This window comes from Duganella lactea (assembly GCF_009857505.1).
Lineage (GTDB): Bacteria > Pseudomonadota > Gammaproteobacteria > Burkholderiales > Burkholderiaceae_D > Rugamonas > Rugamonas lactea.
Genome location: NZ_WWCP01000059.1, coordinates 1 through 20,476, shown reverse-complemented (window position 1 = coordinate 20,476; position 20,476 = coordinate 1). Strand labels below are relative to the sequence as shown.

General features: G+C 64.0%; 18 protein-coding genes, 1 rRNA gene and 1 riboswitch. Of the genes, 4 read left to right on the top strand and 15 right to left on the bottom strand.

What is annotated here, in order from left to right:
• Positions 1–6: 6 nt before the first annotated feature.
• The 3 genes from rrf to GTP44_RS25710 all read left to right on the top strand — a co-directional run bounded on the left by rrf (position 7) and on the right by GTP44_RS25710 (position 3,281).
• Positions 7–119: ribosomal RNA gene (gene rrf / locus GTP44_RS25720) — 5S ribosomal RNA — on the top strand.
• 119 nt (positions 120–238) lie between these two features.
• Positions 239–2,269, top strand: coding sequence for an esterase-like activity of phytase family protein (locus GTP44_RS25715; protein ID WP_161021645.1), 2,031 nt, complete (start codon positions 239–241; stop codon positions 2,267–2,269).
• Between the two features lie 91 nt (positions 2,270–2,360).
• A complete protein-coding gene (locus GTP44_RS25710; protein WP_161021644.1) occupies positions 2,361–3,281 on the top strand; it encodes a phytanoyl-CoA dioxygenase family protein in 921 nt (306 codons plus the stop codon).
• On the opposite strand, the gene GTP44_RS25705 is transcribed toward GTP44_RS25710, so the two are convergent.
• The gene (locus GTP44_RS25705; protein ID WP_161021643.1) at positions 3,241–4,674 is read right to left on the bottom strand and encodes a DHA2 family efflux MFS transporter permease subunit; all 1,434 of its coding nucleotides are present in this window, start codon (positions 4,672–4,674) and stop codon (positions 3,241–3,243) included. The genes GTP44_RS25710 and GTP44_RS25705 overlap by 41 nt on opposite strands.
• 96 nt (positions 4,675–4,770) lie before the next feature.
• On the opposite strand from GTP44_RS25705, the gene GTP44_RS25700 reads away from it, so the two are divergent.
• Positions 4,771–6,477: an alkaline phosphatase D family protein gene (locus GTP44_RS25700; RefSeq protein ID WP_229257085.1), complete on the top strand. Its 1,707-nt coding sequence runs from the start codon at positions 4,771–4,773 to the stop codon at positions 6,475–6,477.
• On the opposite strand, the gene bluB is transcribed toward GTP44_RS25700, so the two are convergent.
• From bluB to cobT, 14 genes are all read right to left on the bottom strand, one after another.
• Positions 6,468–7,115 carry a 5,6-dimethylbenzimidazole synthase gene (gene bluB / locus GTP44_RS25695; protein ID WP_161021641.1) on the bottom strand — a complete coding sequence of 216 codons (648 nt, stop codon included), beginning with the start codon at positions 7,113–7,115 and terminating at the stop codon, positions 6,468–6,470. The two genes, GTP44_RS25700 and bluB, sit on opposite strands and share 10 nt — an antisense overlap.
• Positions 7,112–8,560 carry a cobyric acid synthase gene (locus GTP44_RS25690; RefSeq protein ID WP_160992817.1) on the bottom strand — a complete coding sequence of 483 codons (1,449 nt, stop codon included), beginning with the start codon at positions 8,558–8,560 and terminating at the stop codon, positions 7,112–7,114. The genes bluB and GTP44_RS25690 overlap by 4 nt, the downstream gene beginning before the upstream one ends.
• Position 8,561: 1 nt before the next feature.
• Entirely contained in the window at positions 8,562–9,437 is an 876-nt protein-coding gene (locus GTP44_RS25685) for a cobalamin-binding protein (protein ID WP_161021640.1), read from the bottom strand.
• A complete protein-coding gene (gene cobD, locus GTP44_RS25680) occupies positions 9,434–10,414 on the bottom strand; it encodes a threonine-phosphate decarboxylase CobD (RefSeq protein ID WP_161021639.1) in 981 nt (326 codons plus the stop codon). Before cobD ends, GTP44_RS25685 begins: the two co-directional genes overlap by 4 nt.
• On the bottom strand, positions 10,407–11,366 hold the full coding sequence (gene cbiB, locus GTP44_RS25675; RefSeq protein ID WP_161021638.1) for an adenosylcobinamide-phosphate synthase CbiB: 960 nt from the start codon (positions 11,364–11,366) through the stop codon (positions 10,407–10,409). The genes cobD and cbiB overlap by 8 nt, the downstream gene beginning before the upstream one ends.
• Positions 11,367–11,368: 2 nt before the next feature.
• Positions 11,369–11,917, bottom strand: a complete 549-nt coding sequence (cobU, locus tag GTP44_RS25670) for a bifunctional adenosylcobinamide kinase/adenosylcobinamide-phosphate guanylyltransferase (protein ID WP_161021637.1) — start codon at positions 11,915–11,917, stop codon at positions 11,369–11,371.
• A complete protein-coding gene (locus GTP44_RS25665; protein ID WP_161021636.1) occupies positions 11,914–13,200 on the bottom strand; it encodes a cobyrinic acid a,c-diamide synthase CobB in 1,287 nt (428 codons plus the stop codon). Before GTP44_RS25665 ends, cobU begins: the two co-directional genes overlap by 4 nt.
• The gene (gene cobO / locus GTP44_RS25660; protein ID WP_161021635.1) at positions 13,194–13,799 is read right to left on the bottom strand and encodes a cob(I)yrinic acid a,c-diamide adenosyltransferase; all 606 of its coding nucleotides are present in this window, start codon (positions 13,797–13,799) and stop codon (positions 13,194–13,196) included. The genes GTP44_RS25665 and cobO overlap by 7 nt, the downstream gene beginning before the upstream one ends.
• Entirely contained in the window at positions 13,796–14,569 is a 774-nt protein-coding gene (locus GTP44_RS25655) for an ABC transporter ATP-binding protein (protein ID WP_161021646.1), read from the bottom strand. The genes cobO and GTP44_RS25655 overlap by 4 nt, the downstream gene beginning before the upstream one ends.
• Positions 14,569–15,591, bottom strand: a complete 1,023-nt coding sequence (locus GTP44_RS25650) for a FecCD family ABC transporter permease (protein ID WP_161021634.1) — start codon at positions 15,589–15,591, stop codon at positions 14,569–14,571. The genes GTP44_RS25655 and GTP44_RS25650 overlap by 1 nt, the downstream gene beginning before the upstream one ends.
• 74 nt (positions 15,592–15,665) lie before the next feature.
• Positions 15,666–17,513 carry a TonB-dependent receptor domain-containing protein gene (locus GTP44_RS25645; RefSeq protein WP_161021633.1) on the bottom strand — a complete coding sequence of 616 codons (1,848 nt, stop codon included), beginning with the start codon at positions 17,511–17,513 and terminating at the stop codon, positions 15,666–15,668.
• A 71-nt stretch (positions 17,514–17,584) separates the two neighbouring features.
• Positions 17,585–17,807: riboswitch (cobalamin riboswitch) on the bottom strand.
• Positions 17,808–17,810: 3 nt separating this feature from the next.
• Positions 17,811–18,326 carry a histidine phosphatase family protein gene (locus GTP44_RS25640; protein ID WP_161021632.1) on the bottom strand — a complete coding sequence of 172 codons (516 nt, stop codon included), beginning with the start codon at positions 18,324–18,326 and terminating at the stop codon, positions 17,811–17,813.
• Positions 18,323–19,090 carry an adenosylcobinamide-GDP ribazoletransferase gene (locus GTP44_RS25635; protein WP_161021631.1) on the bottom strand — a complete coding sequence of 256 codons (768 nt, stop codon included), beginning with the start codon at positions 19,088–19,090 and terminating at the stop codon, positions 18,323–18,325. Before GTP44_RS25635 ends, GTP44_RS25640 begins: the two co-directional genes overlap by 4 nt.
• Positions 19,090–20,115, bottom strand: a complete 1,026-nt coding sequence (gene cobT, locus GTP44_RS25630; RefSeq protein ID WP_161021630.1) for a nicotinate-nucleotide--dimethylbenzimidazole phosphoribosyltransferase — start codon at positions 20,113–20,115, stop codon at positions 19,090–19,092. Before cobT ends, GTP44_RS25635 begins: the two co-directional genes overlap by 1 nt.
• Between the last annotated feature and the right edge of the window lie 361 nt (positions 20,116–20,476).

The window sequence follows — 20,476 nt, the reverse complement described above, 5'->3', positions numbered from 1 at the left end:
TCAAAGCTTGATGACCATAGTAAGTCGGTCCCACCCCTTCCCATCCCGAACAGGACCGTGAAACGACTCTACGCCGATGATAGTGCTGCAACCAGTGTGAAAGTAGGTTATCGTCAAGCTAGTTATTTAGAAAAAGCCCGCTCAGTTTATCTGCGCGGGCTTTTTTGCGTTTGTCACAAGCACGTCACGCGGGGTCTCTAAACTTTCTGGTCTTATAACGACACAGTAGGGGATCAGAATGCAGAAATTATCCGTGATGTCGCTGGCATTGCTTGCCGCGCTGACCGCTTGCGGCGGCAGCGACAACGCGCCGGCCGCGCCCGCCAAAACCTCGATGACCGGGGTGTTCCTCGATGGCGCCGTCGAGAACCTGGATTACGTTGCCGGCAGCGCTACCAAAGCCAGCACCAACGCCAAAGGCGAGTTCACCTGCTATGCCGGCGACACGGTGAGTTTCAGCATCGGCGGCATCGCTCTGGGCAGTACCTTGTGCGCGACTAGCGTCACGCCGTTGGAGTTGTCGGGTACGACCGACGTTAAGAATTCCAAAGTCATCAATCGCCTGCTGGCGTTGCAACTGCTGGATGACGACAGCGATCCCTCCAATGGCATCAAGTTAAATGCGGATGTGAAGACCGCGCTGGCCACCAAAAGCGCCGACTTCAATGCCGATGCCGCCACCTTCAACGCCGCGATGAGCGCCAACCTGGCTGTCGCCGGCGCTAAATACGCCACCCGCACCGTCGACGACAGTCGCCGTGCCCTGGTGCGCGAGCATTTTGAAGACACGCTCGCATCCAGAATCGGCGCGCCGGTCAATGAAGCGTTCAGCCAGACCACGCCATTGGGCACGGTCGCGGTGACGGTCACACGTTACCAGGTCCAGGCTGCCAGCAGCTACTACATTCCATACGAAGGCACCAACACCAAGGTGAAGGAAGAGTTTCCGCTTGGCTTCCTGCCGTCCTACGGTTCGTCGATCGCGTTCAAGGGCATCAGCGCCAATGGCGACCTGGAGTTCTATGGCCTGACTGATCGCGGCCCGAATGGCGATGGCCCGAACCTGCCGTCGCTGAGCGGCAGCGGCACCACCGGCGCCAAGATTTTCCCCTCGCCGAGTTTTGCGCCGGCGTTTGGCGTGATCACTGTGGGCAAGAACGGCGCGGTGCTGACTTCGTCCACGCCGATCAAGGCATCGGCCAACGTCAAGGTCAGCGGCTTGCCAGTGCCGCCCGGCACGCTGGGCAATTCGGCCGAGCTGCCCGTGTTCGACGCGATGAAATACGACGCCAACAGCAAAGCCACCTTTGACGTCAACGGCATCGATAGTGAGGCTATCGTCGTCGATAAGAAGCGCAACGTGCTGTGGGTGTCGGATGAATACGGCCCGTTCATCGTCAAGCTTGATCCGGCCACAGGCGTCATTCTCAACAAGTACGCGCCGGGTAGCGGTCTGCCGGCCATCTTCCTGAAACGCCGCGCCAACCGTGGCATGGAGGGTCTGACGCTCGATACCACCACCGATAAGCTGCACGGCTTCCTGCAAAGTCCGCTGACCGATGGCAGCGCCCTGTATTCGGTGACCGGCAAGAACGAGCAGGTCGAGCGTTACGCGCGCTTCACGCGCTGGACCGAGTTCGATCCGACCACCGGCAAGGCCGGCAAGATGTACGCCTATCCGCTGGACGCGGCGGATTACCAGGATGGCCGCACCGGCAACGCCAAGCTGGGTGACGTGGTGGCGCTGGGCAACGGCAAGTTCATCGTCATCGAGCAGGGCGCGGCGCCGAATGGCAAGGTGTTCAACAAACTGATGCTGATTGAAATCGCGGCAGCCACCGATATTTCGGCCAGCGCCTTCAACGCCACCACCTCCGACCTGGAGAAGAGCAGCATGGCCGGCGCCGCCGTCAATGGCGCCGACTGGAAAGCCGTCACCACGCTCAAGAAAACCCTGCTGCTGGACCTGAACGCCATCGGCTGGCAGGCCGAGAAGGCGGAAGGGCTGACCGTTGTCGATGGCAACACCCTGGCGCTGGCCAACGATAACGACTTCGGCATGAAGACTAAAATATACGACGCCAGCGGTAAGGCCATCGACGATGCGGACGTCACCAAGTGCAATGTCGACGCCAGCGGCGCCATCATCACCAGCACCACGCTGGGCTGCAACGCCACCAATAGCATCCGTGTGGCGCGCGGCGTGGATGTCGAGCGCCCAAGTCGCCTGTGGCTGATCAAGTTCGGCAAGGCGCTGACCTCGTTCTGAGCGCCATCCGGTGACCAAGGTTTAGCCCACATCAAGGCGGGCTTGGCGCCGGGTTGTTACCTTCTCAGGGTGACTCTCGGAGGAAAGCCCGATGGAATATGCGCAGCTGAAACCTGGCCGCCGGTTTGCCCCGCTCCAAAGCCTGTTGTATTACAGCCAGCGCATCGTGACTTATCCGTCGTTGCGCCGGCTGGTGGTCCACGCGCTCAGCGGCGCGGTGCGGCTACGCCAGGGAGCGTGCAGGGAACTGTATGCGGCCACGCCGGCCGAAGAGGCGGCGTTGATCGATTTGCACCGCAGCGGCTACGCGCCGCTCGGCAATCTGCTGGACGGACCTCAGTGCGACGAGATTTGCGCCTGGCTGGACAACAAGCTGCTGACCGACCGCGATCACGAGCGGCCCGGTTTCACGCTGGCGCAGCGCGCGGCCGATGTGCGGGTGGCGGATTATCACCTGCGCGATGTGATCGCGTGCCCGCACATCCTGGCGCTGGCCAACAGTCCGCCGTTGCTGGGACTGGCCGCACGCTACATGGGGTGCAAGCCGACCATCTCCGCGCTGGGCCTGCGCTGGTCGTTCCCGGTGCCGGGCGCCGACAGCGCCTTGCAGGCGTTTCACCGCGATTCCGAGGATTGGCGCTACCTGAAAGTGCTGGTCTACCTGACCGATGTCGATGACGGCGCCGGTCCGCACGTCTACCTGCATGGCAGCCATCTGACGCAGGCGCCGATGCGCTTGCGCTTCTACTCCGACAGCGAAATCTCCGGCGCCCACAGCGCCGGGATGCTGCTGACCGCGATCGGCACGCGCGGCTTTTGCTTTGCGGTGGACACGGCCGGCATTCACAAGGGCACCGCGCCGGTGCTGCAACCGCGCCTGATGTTGCAGATCCAGTATTCTCTGCTGCCCAGTTACGCCTACCGCTACGCGCCGGAGCGCTATCAAGGGCCGCTGCTGCTCGACCCCTACGTCAACCGCCTGATTGTTCGTCCGGGCGCTTCGCGTGGCTGATGGATTCGCCGTCTGTCTTGCGCAGCGTCCAGAAGGTGAACGATGACAGCACCGTCAGCACCGCCAGCGTGATGAAGGCGTGATGCAGCGCCGATGTCAGCGCCACGCGGTTCGACTGCGGCAGGTCGCCCAGGAACCAGCCGGTGACCAGCGAGCCGGCCGCCAGGCCGAAGCTCATCGACAACTGCTGCATCGAGCTGGCCATGGTGCTGGCCATGCTGGAATCGGCGCCCTCCAGATCGGCGTAGGCGATGGTGTTCATGCTGGAGAATTGCAGCGAATTGAAGAAGCCCAGGCACAGGCTGATCGCCACGATCACATACATCGGTGTGCCTTCCTTCACGAAGGCAAACAGGCTGATGGTCAGGCCGATCAGCAGCGTGTTCACGGTCAGCACCTGGCGATAGCCGAAGCGGCCCAGCACCCGCGCCGAGATCACCTTCATGCCCATGGCCGCCGCGGCGGACGGCATCATCAGCAAGCCAGATTGCCAGGCCGGCAGGCCCAGACCCAATTGGTACAGCAGCGGCAGCAGGAACGGCAGGCCACCGACGCCGATACGTGTGACAAAGCCGCCCAGCACCGACACGCGGAAGGTGCGGACCTTGAACAGCGCCAGCCGCAGCAGCGGGAACGGCGCATCCTTGGCGTGCCAGCCGTAAGCGCCCAGCAGCGCGATGGACAGCAGGAACAGCACCGAGGCCGAGGTCACATCCAGCGTATGCTCGCCGAACACTTCCAGCAGCCATGACAGCAGCGCCACGCCGGTGCCGAACAAAACGAAACCGATAAAGTCCAACGGCCTGGTGTTCTCTTCGCGGTAGTCCGGCATGTAGCGGTGGGCCAGGTAGATCGCCACCAGCCCGACCGGCACGTTGATGAAGAAGATGTCGCGCCAGGTCAGCCAGTACACCACCAGGCCGCCGATGGTGGGGCCGAGCAGGGGACCGATCAGGGCCGGGATGATGACGAAGTTCATCGCCGCCAGCAGCTCGCTCTTGGGGAAGGTGCGGACGATGGTCAGGCGCCCGACCGGCATCATCATCGCCGCGCCGAAGCCTTGCAGCAGCCGCGCCGCCACCAGCATCGGCGAGTTGACCGCCAGGCCGCACAGCACCGAGGCGATGGTAAAAACGGCAATCGCGGTCATGAACACGCGGCGCGCGCCGAAGCGGTCCGCCATCCAGCCGCTGATCGGAATCGACACCGCCAGGCTGAGGATGTAGCTGGTGACCACGGCCTTCAGGCTCAGTGGCGTGACTTGCAAGCTGGCCGCCATCGCCGGAATGGCGGTGTTGACGACGGTCGAGTCCAGCTGCTCCATGAAGAGGGTGGTGGCGACGACCCAGGGCAGGTAGCGCTTGGTGGCGTTGGCGTTGGTATTGGCGTTCATAGCCACGATTGTCACACAAAATAAACCGCGTGGTCATCAGGCCGTCACGCAGGGGGCGTAAGTTGCGCACATCGCTACTGCCTATGGGAGATGGACATGGACATCCAGCCACCGCGCCGGACTTTCATTCGTCAGATGGCGGCATCGGGTGCGCTGCTGGGCGTGGCCGGATTGAGCGGCTGTACCGCCAGCGGCGTGGCCGAGGAGGTGGCGCCGGGCTTCCGCCACGGCGTGGCCAGCGGCGACCCGCTCGCCGACCGCGTGATTCTGTGGACGCGCGTGACGCCGGCGCATGATGGCGAGGGCGATGTCGCCGTGCGCTGGCAGCTGGCCACTGACGCCGCCATGCGGCAGGTGATCGCGCATGGCAGCGTGGTCACCTCGGCCCAGCGCGACTACACGGTCAAGGTGGATGCGGCGGGGCTGCTGCCGGGGCATGTCTACTATTACCAGTTCGCGGTGGACGGCGGCGACAAGTCAGTGGTGGGCCGCACCAAAACGCTGGCGCGCGGCGATGCGAAACAAGTGCGGTTGGCGGTGTTCTCCTGCTCGAATTATCCGGCCGGGTACTTCAACGTTTACGCCGACGCCGCCCGCCAGGACAATATCGACGCCGCGCTGCATATCGGCGACTACATCTACGAATACGAAAGCACCGGCTACGCCTGTGGCCAGGCGGAGGCGCTGGGCCGGGTGTCCGAACCGCGCGAAGTGCTGCTGCGGCTCGAAGACTATCGCCGCCGCTATGCGCAGTACCGCGCCGATCCCGACCTGCAGGCGGTGCACGCGGCCATGCCGTTCATCGTCGTGTGGGACGACCACGAATTCGCCGACGACACCTGGCGCGATGGTTCGGTGGACCACAAGACCAGCCAGTACGGGCCGTTCGAGCTGCGCAAGCATGCGGCGCTGACCGCGTACCACGAGTGGATGCCGATCCGCGTGCCGGATGCGTCGGCGCCGGACAAGATCTACCGCTCGTTCGATTTCGGCGGCATCGTCTCGCTGCACATGCTCGATACGCGCCTGATCGGCCGCGATCAGCAGTTGATGCTGTCGTCCTATTATGATGAACACAGGCGTTTCGATGTGGAGAAGTACAAACACGACGTGTGCTCGCCGCGCCGCCAGATGATGGGCCACGAGCAGATGGCCTGGCTGGAAGAGCAAGTCAGCCGCTCGACCGCGCGCTGGCAGATGCTGGGCCAGCAGGTACTGATGGCGCGCATGGAGTATCCCACCGCAGTGGTGATGGGCGAGTGCAGTCCCACCAATTACTGCGCATTGAAGAAGCGCGCCGAGGCCGACCCTTCGTGCGTCAATGAAAAAGAGCAGCGCTGGTTGTCGGCGCAGACCTTGCCGTGCTATCTGGATTCCTGGGACGGCTATCAGGCCGATCGCGAGCAAGTGTTCGCGATGATGCGCAAGCATCGCAAGAACCTGGTGGTGCTGGCCGGCGACACCCACAACGCCTGGGCCAGCGACCTGCGCGACGCGGAAGGGCGCCAAGCAGGCGTGGAGTTCGCGACGGCCTCCGTATCGTCACCCGGCATGGAAGGCGGCTATCCGGGCCGCGACCCGGACGACGTGGCGGCGATGATGGTCGATCTGATCGAGCCCTTGTACTACGCGCAAACCAGCAAGCGTGGTTATATGATCGTCACAGCCAGCCATGAGCAGGTGCGCTGTGACTGGCGTTTTGTCGATACGGTATTTCAGCACGAGTTTACGGCGGCGACGGAACGCAGCCTGCGCGTGCTGCCTGGGCCTGGCAATCGCCGCATCGAGGAATGCTACGGCTGATCCCAGCGGTTCTCGAACAGGATGTCGTTGAGCGGCCGGCGCTGGTCCCACTTCTCCAGTTCCAGCATGGGCGCGTTGTAGAACGCGTGCACGTGGCCGACGCACAGCACGGCGATCGGCTGGCTGCCTGGTGGCATGCCGATGATGTCGCGCAGGCGCTGTGGATCGAACATCGACACCCAGCCGGCGCCGATGCCTTCCGCGCGCGCCGCCAGCCAGAAGTTCTGTAACGCACAGGCGGCCGAGGCCAGGTCCATCTCCGGCATGGTGCGGCGGCCGAAGACGTATTGATCGCGCTTGTCGATCAGTCCCACCACCAGCACTTCCGCGCATTCCAGGATGCCTTCCACCTTCAGCTTCATGAACTCGTCTGCGCGCTTGCCCAGTGCCTCGGCGGTCTTGATGCGTTCTTCGTTCACATGCTGGTGTATGCTGGCGCGCAGCGCCGCGTCGGTGATGCGCACGAAACGCCACGGCTGCATGTAGCCGACACTGGGGCCATGGTGGGCGGCTTCGAGGAAGCGTTGCAGCTGGCCTTCCGCCAGCGGGTCGCGTTTGAAATGGCGCACGTCGCGGCGTTCGCGGATGGCGCGATAGACGCCGGCAATTTCGGCGTCGGAGTAGGCGTGTTGATTCATTTCAGTGCGATCAGTGCATCCAGCAGCGGTTGCGTGGCGTCGGCGATGCGATCCAGGCTGGCTTCGCGCAGCGCCGAGGTGTCCACGGTGTTGTGCGAGTGCAGGCCGGCCCAGCGCATCAAGGCGCTGATGGCTTGCGGCGTGTCGAACAGGCCATGCAGGTAGGTGCCGAGTATCTGGCCGTCCGCCGACAGCGCGCCTTCCGGGCGGCCGTCGATGGTGAAGGCCGGGGTGTCCAGCGCGCCGCCGGTTGAAACGCCCATGTGGATTTCGTAGCCGATGACCGGCGCCTGCTCACCGTCGAAGGCGCATACGCCTTGTACTTGCTTGAGCTGTTTCTGCGGACTCATTTCGGTCGTCATGTCGAGCAGGCCAAGTGCGGGCGATGATCCGGCGCGGCCTTCCATGCCCAGCGGGTCGATCACTTCGCGGCCCAGCATCTGGAAGCCGCCGCAGACGCCGATCACTTTGCCGCCATAGCGCAGGTGGCGCTTGATCTGATCCGGCCAGCCCTGGGCGCGCAGCCATTCCAGGTCGCCGCGCGTGTTCTTGCTGCCGGGGAGGATGATCAGGTCCGCCTGCGGTATCGGCTCGCCCTGGCGCACGAAGTGCAGGTCGACGTCCGGGTGGGCGCGCAGCGCGTCGAAGTCGGTGTGGTTGCTCATGCGTGGCAGGCTGGGGACCACAACACGGAAGGCGCCGCGCGCGGCTTGCACCGGCTGCACCGCGTCTTCGGCATCGAGGAACAGGCCATGCAGGTAGGGCAGCACGGCCAACACCGGCTTGCCGGTCTTTTGCTCCAGCCAGTCGATGCCGGGTTCCAGCAGCTTGATGTCGCCGCGGAAGCGGTTGATGACGAAGCCGATGGTGCGACGGCGCTCGCTCTCCGACAGGCAATCCAGCGTGCCGACGATGTGAGCGAATACGCCGCCTCGATCGATATCCGCCACCAGCACCACCGGACAGTCGACCTTTTCGGCGAAGCCCATGTTGGCGATGTCGCGGTCGCGCAGGTTGATTTCGGCCGGGCTGCCGGCGCCTTCCACCATCACGCAGTCGTATTGTTGCAGCAGCCGCTCGTGCGATTCGAGCACCGCCTGCATGGCGACGGTTTTGTACTGGTGGTAATCGCGTGCGTTCATCTCGGCGCGCACCTTGCCATGGATGATGACTTGCGCGCCAATGTCGCTCGATGGCTTGAGCAGGATCGGATTCATGTCGGTATGCGGCGACACGCCGGCAGCGACAGCCTGCAGCGCCTGCGCGCGGCCGATCTCGCCGCCATCGGCGGTGACGGCGCTGTTGAGCGCCATGTTCTGCGGCTTGAACGGGACAACGCGCACGCCGCGCCGCTTGAGCAGGCGGCACAGCGCCGCTACCACCGTGCTTTTGCCGGCGTCCGAGGTGGTGCCCTGAACCATCAGGGTGGAGTAGGGGAAGGACATATCAGTTCTTACGGTGCTGGCGGGCTTCTTCGATTTTCTCGCATAGCTCGCGGGTGCCGGCGACCATGCGCGGACCGGCGCGGTACAACAGGTCGCGCTGGAGACGGAACAGGTTATTGTTTTTCACCGCCAGCATATTGGTGTACGGCTTCCACAGATCGACGCTGGCATAGTTCTTTTCGAGCGTGCCGAAGATGGCTTCGGGATTCGCCTGCAACACGGCCTCCACGCTGACCACCGGCGCCGTCACTTTCAGGTCGGCGAAGATATTAACGCCCCCGCACAGGCGGATGGAGTCACTGACGATGGCGCTGCCGCTCAAGGTGTAGAGCGGCTTGTCCCACACCTGGTAGAACAGGCGCACCGGCGGACGGTTGGCGTATTCCCTGGTCAGCGCCGCGAACTGGTTGCGGATTTCGGCGGCGGCGGGATTGGCCACCGCTTCGGTGCCGGCCAGTTGGCCGAGGCGGACGATGTTGTCGGAAATGCCTTCCAGTTTGGCCGGCTCGCTGTGGAACATCGGCACGCCGAGCTGGCGCAGGGTCTCGATCTGGCGTTCAAAACCGCCATGCATCCAGATGACGATCAGGTCCGGCTTCATGGCCGCCACACGCTCCATGTCGATCAGGCGGTTGTCGCCGACGCGCGGAATGCTCTTCGCGGCTTCCGGATAGTCGCTGTAGGTCACGGTGCCGACGATCTTGTCGCCGGCGCCGGCCGCAAACAGCAGCTCCGTCACATGTGGCGACATCGAGATGATGCGTTGTGCCGGCTTTTGCAACGTGACCGTTTTGCCGTCGTCGTCGCGCACGGTGATCGGGGCGGCGCTGGCGGTTGCCACGGCGAACAGCGCCGCCGCAAAGATCAGTTTTTTCATCGTTGATTCCATTCTGAGAGTGCTGTGTGCAGGCGCTGCCAGCCCGCTTCGTCTGGAGGAAGACCGAGCCGGATGCCGCGTGCCGCCTGGGTGAAGAGCCGCACCCAGATGCCGCGTTCCGCCATGTGCCGCCAGAACGCCTCCGGCTGCGGCTCGGCCCACCATTGGAACAGCGGTGTACCGCTGGACTGGATGCCATGTGAGGCCAGCAGCGCGCGCAGGCGTTCGCCGTGGACCGCCAGTTGCGTGCGGGTGTCGCTCTGCCATGCGTGATCGCTCAACGCTGCCAGCGCGATCTGCTGCGCCGGGCCGCTGATGGTCCACGGACCCAGCAGGTCTGCCAGGTCGCGCAGCAGGTCGGCGTGGGCGGCGACGAAGCCAAGGCGTATGCCGGCCAGGCCGAAGAATTTGCCGACCGAGCGCAGCACGATCAGGCCGGGGCGGCCGGTATGGGCGGCGACACTGTTTTCTTGCGCGGTGTCGCCAAACGCTTCATCGACCACCAGCCAGCCGCCGCGCGCAGCCAACTGGTCGGCCCATTGCAGCAGTTGCGCTGCCGGCACGACCGCACCGGTCGGATTGTTTGGATTGACCACGACCACGACGTCATGCCGCGCGACGGCGTCGGCCAGCTCCGCGTATGGCGTCAGCGTCATCGTATGTCCGTGGCCGCCCCAGTGGTGCGCGTGTTCCGCATACGACGGCGCGCTGACCGCCACGCGTGACGGCGCGCGCAGGCGAGGCAGTGCCTGAATCGCTGCCTGCGTGCCGGCCGCCGGTAGCATTTGTGGCGCGCCATAGAACGCCGCCGCCGCCGCGGTCAGCGCCGGATCGGGTTCCGGCAGGCGATGCCACGCATTGCCCGCCACCTCAGGCGCGGGATACCAGCGCGGATTGATGCCGGTTGACAGATCGACCCAGTCGTCGCGGCCAAAGCGTTTTGCGGCGTCACGCAGATTGCCGCCGTGTTCAAGCATGTGATAACTCCATCAGTGCCGCAACCGCGCAGGCCATTGCCAGCCACAGCACGGTGGTGCGCGCGACCAGTCGCCACGCACGATGGATGTCTGCGCCGACTGCCGGCGGACCGTCGCCGAGCGTTGGCCGGCATTCGACTTCGCCGTGATAAATCGCCGCACCGCCCAACTGCACGCCAAGCGCGCCGGCGCCGCTGGACATCACCGGTCCGGCGTTCGGGCTGTCCCACGCCGGCGCTTGCGCGCGCCAGCATTGCCATGCGCGGCGTTTGCCGTGCAGGCCGGGCGCCAGCAGCACATAGGACAGCGCTGTCAGGCGCGCCGGAATGTAATTGAGCGCATCGTCGATGCGAGCGGCGGCGCAGCCAAATTGCAGGAAGCGCGGCGTGCGGTAGCCCCACATCGCGTCCAGCGTGTTCGCCATGCGGAACAGCACCGCGCCAGGGCCGCCGGCGACGATAAACCAGAATAGCGTGGCAAACACCGCGTCATTGCCGTTTTCCAGCAGCGACTCGGCGCTGGCCTTGGTCAGTTCCACTTCGCTGGCGCTGGTGGTATCCCGGCTGACGATGTAGGAGGTGAGGCGGCGCGCGCCGGGCAGGTCACTCTGTGCCAGCGCATCGGCTATTGGCAGGTTGTGGTCGCGCAGGCTGCGCATGCCGAGGCAAAAGTACAGCAGCAGCGCATGGACGGCGGCCTGTACCGGTGGCACGGCCAGCGCCCACACCAGCAGCGCGGCCAGCGCGGTCAGCGGCAGCACGGCCAGCATCCACGCCAGCATGCCGCGCGCGAAGCGCATGTCGCCGCGGTTCAGGCGCCGTTCCAGCGCCATCGCCCAGTTGCCGAAGCCGACCAGCGGATGCCAGCGGCGCACTTCGCCCCACCACAAATCCAGCAGCACCGCCACCACCATCAACAGCGCGATGGTGGAAAAATTCAACCCACTAAGCACGGCTATCCTTTGAGGACCAGCGGCAGGCCGGCGGCGACAAACACCGCGCGGTCGCAAATGGCGGCGACGGACTGGTTCAGGCGTCCCTGTTCATCCATGAAGCAGCGCGACACGGCCCCCATCGGCATGATGCCCAGGCCTACCTCGTTCGATACCAGCACCACATCGCTGGCGCATTTGGTCAGCGCGCTGGCCAGCATGTCCTGCTGTTCGTGGAACAGCGCCGGCAGGGTGATCTCGCCGACGTCCGGATATTCCTGACCGCCGCTGAACAGCAGGTTGCTGAGCCACAGCGTCAGGCAGTCGACCATGATCAGGCGCTCGGGCGAGGACCAGCGCAGCAACTGGTTGCCGAGTGCCAGCGGCTCTTCAACGGTGGTCCATTCGGCCGGGCGGGCGGCGCGATGGTGGGCGATGCGGGAAGCCATTTCGCTGTCGCCGGCGGTGGCGGTGGCGATGTAGACCACTTCCTTGCCGGATTCGGCGGCCAGGCGTTCAGCGTAGGCGCTCTTGCCAGAGCGCGCACCGCCCAGAACCAATGTACGTGTCATGTCTCACTCCTCAGGAACAGCGCGGCCGTTGCCGCAGGATTGGATGGGAAATAAGCGTGAAAATATGAAGCTGTCAGCGAACCGACGCGATACCAGGCTTCACCCTGTATCGCGGAGGGATGCTTGATAGTGTACGCCGCCGGTTCCACTTTGGTGTCCAGTTTCGAATAATGGAAGGTATGGCCGCGCAATACGCCCTGCGGCGTGGGGAGTCCTTGTGAGCCGAGGCCCGCCAGACGTGGTTGCATCGCCACAGCGCCGGGCAGCAGGCCGGCCATGTTCCACACGGCGCCGCTCTTGTCGGCCAGCGTATCGGCCAGCGCCATCATGCCGCCGCATTCGGCGACGATGGGCATGCCGGCGGCGTGCGCGGCGCGGATCGAGTCCCGCCATGTCGCGGCTTGCGACAGCCGCTCGGCGTGCAGTTCGGGATAGCCGCCGGGGAGGTAGATCGCATCGGCCTCCGTCGGCACTGCCGCATTCGCCAGCGGTGAGAAGAAGGTCAGCGTTGCGCCCAGCGCGCCCAGCATGTCGAGGTTGGCCGGATAGAGGAACATGAACGCCTCGTCACGCGCGATGGCGATGGTTTTGCCGGCCAGTTGTGGCGCGGGCGATTGTGCCGGCGCTTGCGCGATGTCGACGTCGCGCAAGCTTGCCCACGCCGCCTCGTCGAACGACAGTTGCCCGGCCAGATCGTCTAGCAGTTGATCGATGTCGGCCACTTCATCCGGCAGCACCAGGCCGAGATGGCGTTCCGGCAGCGACTTGGCCTGCTTTGGCAGCGTGGCAAACAGCGGGATATCGCGCAGCGAGGTGGCGACCATCTTCGCGTGACCTTCGCTGGCGATGCGGTTGGCGATCACGCCGGCCATTTCCACCGGGCCGTAGTCGCGCAGGCCGTGCACCAGCGCGCCGGCGGTTTGCGCCATGGCGCCGGCGTCGATCACCGCCATCACCGGCACGCCGAAAGTGCGCGCCAGGTCGGCCGAAGAGGGCGTGCCGTCGTACAAACCCATAACGCCTTCGATCAGGATCACGTCCGCTTCGGCGGCGGCCTGCGACAACTGCTGGCTGCACAGCTCCTGGCCGACCATCCATAAGTCGAGCGAACGTACCGGTGCGCCACTGGCGCGTTCCAGCACCATCGGATCGATGAAGTCCGGGCCGCATTTGAACACGCGCACGCGCTTGCCCATGCGGACCAGTTTGCGCGCCAGCGCGGCGGTGACGGTGGTCTTGCCCTGTCCCGAGGAGACGGCGGCTACCAGCAATGCCTTTACCATTCGGTGCCCGCCTGCGCGCCGATGCCGGCCTTGAAGGCGTGCTTTACCACTTCCATTTCAGTGACCGTGTCGGCGATTTCGATCAATTCCGGCGGCGCACCGCGGCCGGTGATGACCACGTGCTGCATCGGCGGACGTGCCAGCAGATCGTTGATGACGGCTTCCACGTCAAGGTATTTGTACTTCAGCGCGATGTTCAGTTCATCGAACACCACCAGGCCGATGTCCGGATCGGCCAGGAACACCTTGGCCTGCTCCCAGGCCTGCTGTGCCTTGGCGATATCGCGTTCGCGGTTCTGTGTCTCCCAGGTGTAGCCCTCGCCCATGGCGTGAAAGCTGATCCCCTCCGGGAAGCGTCGCAGGAATTTTTCTTCGCCGGTCTGCATCGCGCCTTTGATGAACTGTACCACGCCCACTTTCATGCCGTGGCCCATGGCGCGGATCGCCATGCCGAAACCGCTGGAACTCTTGCCCTTGCCATTGCCGGTGTTGACGATGATGATGCCGATCTGCTTGTCGGCGGAAGCGATCTTGGCGTCGATGATGGCCTTCTTGCGCTCCATGCGCAGGCGGTGGCGTTCGTTGATGTCGTCGCTCATGGTGTTTCCTCGTTTGGTATGAAAATGCTGCGGGTGCCGTGCTGGATCACTTCGATCGGATGGCCAAGGTAGTCGCTCAGGATATCGGCCCGCATCACATCGGCCTTGGCGCCGGCCAGCCATTGGCCGTCGCCCTTCAGCAGCAGTGCGTGGGTGGAGACGCTGTGCGCCAGCGTCAGGTCGTGACCGATCATGATGGCGGTCTTGCCCTGTTCGCGGCACAGGCGGGCCAGAATGTTCATCACGCTGACCTGGTGCGCCAGATCCAGCGCGTTGGCTGGTTCGTCGAGCAGCAGCAGCGGCGTGTCTTGCGCCAGCATGGCGGCAATCGCCACGCGCTGGCGCTCGCCGCCGGACAGCGTGCGCACATCGCGCGTTGCCAGGTTGGCCACTTCCATCGCTTCCAGCGACTTGATGGCCATGGCGTGATCGTCGCTGTCTTCCCAATAGCGGTTGTCGTGGTAAGGGTGACGCGCCGACAGCACGGTTTCGATCACGCTGTAAGAAAAGGCGTCGCTGCGGCTCTGTGCCAGGAAGGCGCGCTGGCGTGCCAGTTCATCGAGCGGCCACTCCGCCAGCTTGCGCCCGCCGAGCGATACGTGGCCGGCGTCTGGCGCGCGCAGTCCCGCCAGTGCGCGCATCAGCGTGCTTTTGCCGGCGCCATTGCGGCCGATGATGCTCCAGCATTCGCCTTGCCGCACTTGCCAGTCGAGATCCAGGACCAGCTGGCGCTGGCCGGCTTTAAGGGACAGTTTTTCAGTGCCGATCATCATTTGCGCAGCCGATGCAGTTGATACAGGAAGACCGGTGCACCGATCAGCGCCGTCACCACGCCCACCGGCAGCTGCTGTGGCGCGATGGCGGTGCGGGCCAGCGTATCGGCCAGCATCAGGAAACTGCCGCCGGCCAGTGTGGCGGCGGGAATCAGCACACGGTGATCGGGGCCGACGGCGTAGCGGCACGCATGCGGCACGATCAATCCGACGAAGCCAATCGAGCCGGCGCTGGTGACGGCGCTCGCGGTCAGCAGGCCGGAGACGAAGAACAAACCTTTACGCAGCGCGCCGACGCGGATGCCGAGGGTGGCGGCGGCTTCGGCGTGCAGCGCCATCACATTCATGGCGCGCGCGCTGCGCAGCGCGAACGCCAGCGCTCCCGCCAGCACTATCCATGGCATCCAGCGCATCTGCGCGCCGGACAGGTCGCCGATCATCCAGAACACCATGCTACGCAGGCGGCTCTCCGGCGCGATGGACAACATCAGCGTCACCAGCGCCATGCAGCCGGAAGAGAGTATGGCGCCGGTCAGCAGCAACTGGGACGTGCCGGCTTCCGCCGCCGTGCCGCCGCGCAGGTCGCGCCGGGCCAGCAGGTACAGCATCATGGAGACGATGACTGCGCCGCCGAAGGCCGCGGCATCCACCATCCAGGCGGCGCACATGAACATCAGCGCGGCCAGTGCCCCGACCGAGGCGCCGGCGGAGATGCCGAGAACATAAGGGTCGGCCAGCGGATTGCGCAACAGCGCCTGCATCATCACGCCCGCCAGCGACAACGCGGCGCCGGTGACGAAAGCGGCGACCGCGCGGCTGGCGCGCAGGTCGAGCAGGGTCGCTGCCAGCGTCGAGCTCTGGCCGTGTAGCAGCTCATTGAGCGCTGCGGGAATATCGGAAAGGGGAATCGAGACAGAACCGGTCATGCCCGAGAAAATCAGGCTGGCAAACGCGAACAGCAGCAACCCTGTCAGGGTGATGGCGGCGCGCTGTCGCAGATTGCGGGAGAACGAATGCATGCACTGCTTTCAAAATAAAACTACCTTAAGACCGTCACTCCGGCTTCCGCCGGAATGACGTGCAGGTTACACCATTATTTGTAGCCGTAACGGATACCAGCGAACACCTTGGACCCAGGCGGCGCGTAGTAGCGCGCCAGGTCGTACTGTTTGTCGCCGATGTTATTCCAGCGAACCAGCGCCGACCAGCCCTGGTTGAAAGCATAGGTCGCGTACAGGTTGACCAGGCCGTAGCCGCCCAGGCGGTTCTGGTTGGGTGCATCGTCGAAACGGTCGCCTGAAAACTCCAGTTCCACACCGGTTTTCAGCGCGCCGATGCTGTAGTCGGCGGTGACGTTACCGTGCTTTTTCGCGCGGCGTTGCAGACGCTTGCCGGTGGTCTCGTCTTTCGGATCTTGCAGATCAAGACTGGCGGTCAGGTTAATGCCGGCCAGTTTGGTCGCGCCGGCGATGGTCAAGCCTTCCAGCAGCGCCTTGTTGACGTTGTAGGCGCAGCCGCCTTTATAGCCGGCGTATGGACATGGCTTCGTGTTCACCAGCATGTCGGTCAGCTTGTTGTGGTAATAGCTGGCGCTCAGCGTGTTCACGCCATCATCCCAGCGCAGGCCGATTTCGGCGTTCTTGCCTTCTTCCGGCTTGTTGGCGGGATTGCCATATCCTGGGTAGTACAACTCATTGTAGGTCGGCGCGCGGAAGCTGGTGCCGTAACTGGTGGTGGCGCGCAGTTGCGGCGTGATGTCGTAGCCATAGCCGATCGAACCGGTGTTCTTCGAGCCATACACCGCGTTGTCGCGACGGACCGACGCGTTCAGCAGGCTGGCACCCCGGCGCGCATTGTACGAAGCCGCCCACGAGTTGGTGGTGCGTTCGCGGTTCATCGCGTCGGCGCCGTTGGTCGATACCTCTTCCTTGCGGTGATCGTACAGCACCTGCACGATGTCTTCGCCGATGCGGATATCGTTCTGCAGTGTGATATCGGTTTGTTTGGTGTCGATGCGCGAGTAGTCCGACGCAGCGGGGCCGCCCCAGTTCTGGCCCTTGTCTTCACTCTGCGAGATTTGCAGCAGCGTGTCGACGTTGGAGACGAATTTTGCCTTGCCGTAGATGGCGGCGGTTTGCAGTGCGGCTTTGCTGCGTACATCGTAAGCCGAAGCACCGCTGTCGTATTGAGATTCCAGTTTGCTGTGCAAGAACAGCGCGCCGGCCTCAAAGCCATGAGCGATCTGGAAGCCAAACTGGCCGGAGACGTTTTCGCGGTCGTAGCCATCGTCGTCAGGATTGAAGCTGGATGCGCCGGGACGGGTGGCCGAGTAGCCATCCGACTTTTCCTTGGCGGCGCTGATGGCGTAGCTGAAGCTGTGCTCACCGCCGGTCGCGCCGGACAGGGTGGCGTCGGCTTCGCGCGTGTTGTCGCTGCCGTAGCCGGCGAAGGCCGTCACCGCAGGCGCGCCTTGGCCCTTTTTGGTGAAGATCTGAATCACGCCGCCGATGGCGTCGGCGCCATACAGGGAGCTTAGTGGGCCGTAGACGATTTCGATATGGTCGATGGCGGTCAGCGGAATGGCGCTCCAGTTGGCCGCGCCAGTGGTTGAGGAACCGATACGCACGCCGTCGACCAGCACGATGTTCTGGTTGCTGTTGGCGCCGCGGAGGTAGACGCTGGAGGCGGTGCCGGCGCCGCCATTGCGGGCGATTTCGATACCGCGCTGGCGCTGCAGCAGGTCGACGATGGAACCGGCGCCCGATTGCGCGATCTGTTCGGCGTTGATGGTGACGGTGTCGCTGATCACGTTCGCCAGTGGCTGCGCGGTGCGGGTGGCGGTAACCACCACGGTGTCGGCGGGTTCGGCGTGTGCATGGCAGGCAGCCATGGCCAGCGCCAGCGACGTCAGCGCCGCAGGACGGGAGATAAGGAGAGTCATGATAAACGTTCTATTAATAGCAACCGACCGACGTCCCCGTCAGCCAATTGTGAACAGAAGCGGGGCTTGGCCCGCTTCCACCTGATTTGGCCGGTATCCGGGCTGACAAGCGGCGCCGCCTCACCTTCCCATGCCGTGGCACAGTGGTTGTCAGAGGCGGTTTGTCGCAGCGTGAGCGACGCTTGTTTACCGTTGCGGGGGCAGCACACGTTGGCCTTTTGCTATCGGCTCCGTGTTTCCCGTTTAACTGCGCATCTGGACAGACGCGCGGGCACCAAAACCGCACATTATACGGGGTTAAAGGGTCAACGTGGCACCGTAGGGGATTTGATGGGCGGTCTGCGCGGCTTGCAGCGCCATCTCCGCAGGGGAGAGTCCCGCATGGCGGGCGGTGAGCAAACGCATGGCGCCAGCGTGGCAGATGATGATCGCGTCGGTGGTCAATTCGTTGTAGAAGGCGTTGATACGTTCGGCCATCTGCAGCACGCTTTCGCCCCCGCCGGGGCGGTAGTTGACCATGTCGGCGGCCCAGGCGTCGATGTCGGTGCGCGGGATGGCATCCCAAGGCTGCATTTCCCAGGCGCCGAAGTGTATCTCGGCGAGAAGGGCGTCATGGCGCGGCGCTGGTGACAGACGCGCGGCCAGTTCGGCGCAGCGGCGCAGGGGGCTGGAGTAAAGCGGCAGACCCGCCGGCAACTGTAGCGCGGCCAGTGTGTGCTCTAGCTGTCCGGGTGCGATGGCGAGGTCGGTGCTGCCGTAGCAGACGCCCGGCGCGACCAGTGGTTGCGGGTGGCGTACCAGGATCAGCTTCATGGATGGAGGCTGGCCAGCGCGCACAGATAGAACGTCACTTCCGTCACCTGCTGCACCGCGCCGAGACAGTCGCCGGTGTAGCCGCCGATGCGGCGCACGCATTTACGCGCCAGCCAGAGAGTGGCGATGATGGCGGCGGACAGGCCATAGAGCAGTGCGTTCAACGGTAGCCAGCGCAGCTGAAGCACCGCCAGCACAGGCACGGCGACGGTGATGGCGGCGATCAGGAATTCACCATTGCCCATCTTTTGCGCCAGCGGTTTGGCTTTGCCTTCCGCGCGCGCGTAGTCGAGGCGCCAGATCAGCGCGGTGGCCATGAGGCGCGAGAGCGGATGCGCAATCAGCAGCGCGCCGATGGCGGCGAGCGGCGGCAGCGCCGACAGCGCCGTCAGTTTTAGTCCGAGCATGCAAATGGTGCCGATGGCGCCATAGGCGCCGATGCGCGAATCCTTCATGATCTCCAGCACGCGCTCCGGCGTCATGCCGCCGCCAAAGCCGTCGCACATGTCGGCAAAGCCGTCTTCGTGGAAGGCGCCTGTCGCGTAGATGCCTGCTGCGGTGGACAGCACCGCCGCCACTGGCGTCGGCAGGAACCAGATGGCGACCGCATAAACGCCGCAGGCGATGGCCGCCACCACCACGCCCACCAGTGGGAAGTAACGCGAGGCCTGGTTCAGCCACGCGGGATCGAAACCCACCCAGCGCGGAATCGGCAGGCGGGTGAAGAACTGCAGCGCGGTGAAGAACAGGCGAAGCTGATGCATTATTCAGACTTCTCGCTGACCTGTGCCGATTCGAAGGTGGCCATCTGGTTCAGGAAGTTGGCGGCGGCGTGCAGCAGCGGTAACGCCAGTGCGCAGCCGGTGCCTTCGCCGAGGCGCAGGCCAAGGTTCATCAGCGGCCGGGCACCCAGTGCGGCCAGCATCTGCTGGTGGCCGTTCTCGTTGGAGCAGTGGGCGAACAGGCAGTAATCCAGAATGGCCGGTTGCATGCGGGCGGCGACCAGCAGCGCGCTGGTGACGATGAAGCCGTCGATCAGCAGCACTTTGCGCAGTTCCGCCGCCTTCAGCATGGCCCCGGTCATCATGGCGATTTCCAGTCCGCCGAACGTGGCCAGCACCTCCAGCGGTTCGTTGGCGTGCGCGTGTTTGGCGACGGCGGCCTCGATCACATGCTGCTTATGCAGGATGCCTTCGGCCGACAGGCCAGTGCCGGCGCCTACGCATTGCGCGACCGGGATGCCGGTCAGCTTGTGCATCAGCGCGGCGGCGGCCGTGGTGTTGCCGATGCCCATTTCGCCGAAGCCGACCACATTGCCATCCAGTTCGGCGGCCAGCGCGGCGCCGACAGCCAGCGCGGTCTGGCACAGATCGTGGCTCATGGCCGGTTCATGGGCGAAGTTGCGGGTGCCGTGCGCCAGCTTGCGGTCGGTCAGGCCGTCGCGCGGGCCAAAGTCGTGATTGACGCCGGCATCGACCACGCGCAGCGTGCAGTGGTTCTGGGTGGCGAATACATTAATGGCGGCGCCGCCAGCCAGGAAGTTTTCCACCATTTGCCACGTCACGTCCTGCGGATAGGCGGAAATGCCTTCGGCGACGATGCCATGGTCGGCGGCGAATACCAGTATTGCCGGCTTGGTGATGGCGATGTCGCGGGTGTTCTGGATCATGCCGATCTGTTTGGCCAGCGCTTCCAATACACCAAGGCTGCCCAGTGGCTTGGTCTTGTTATTAATAGCTTTATCGAGCTGGGTGGCGAGTGCGTCGTTGCGGGTAGGCGTGATGGACATGAGGCTGTGATGTGAATCGAAGAATTTCATATTCTACCCTTGCCAGACTGTGCGGGGCTTGCTATAGTTCTGTCCCTCGCAAGACAACGCATGAAAATGCAGAGTGAAGCGAGAAAAAGAAGGTTGACGAAATGCTGCAAACGCTTCATACTCTTCCTTCTTCGCTGACGAACAAAACGCTTCGCGGCACGCAGTACAAGATCTTTAAAAATTAACAGTCGATAAGTGTGGGCATTTGGTGCTGCAACAAAAAGCATTAAATGCTCAACAAAGAAATATTCAGTAGAAATACTGTCAGTATTTTTGAGAAGAGCGAACCAGTGACCAGCAGTGGTCACAAACAGAGATTAAACTAAAGAGT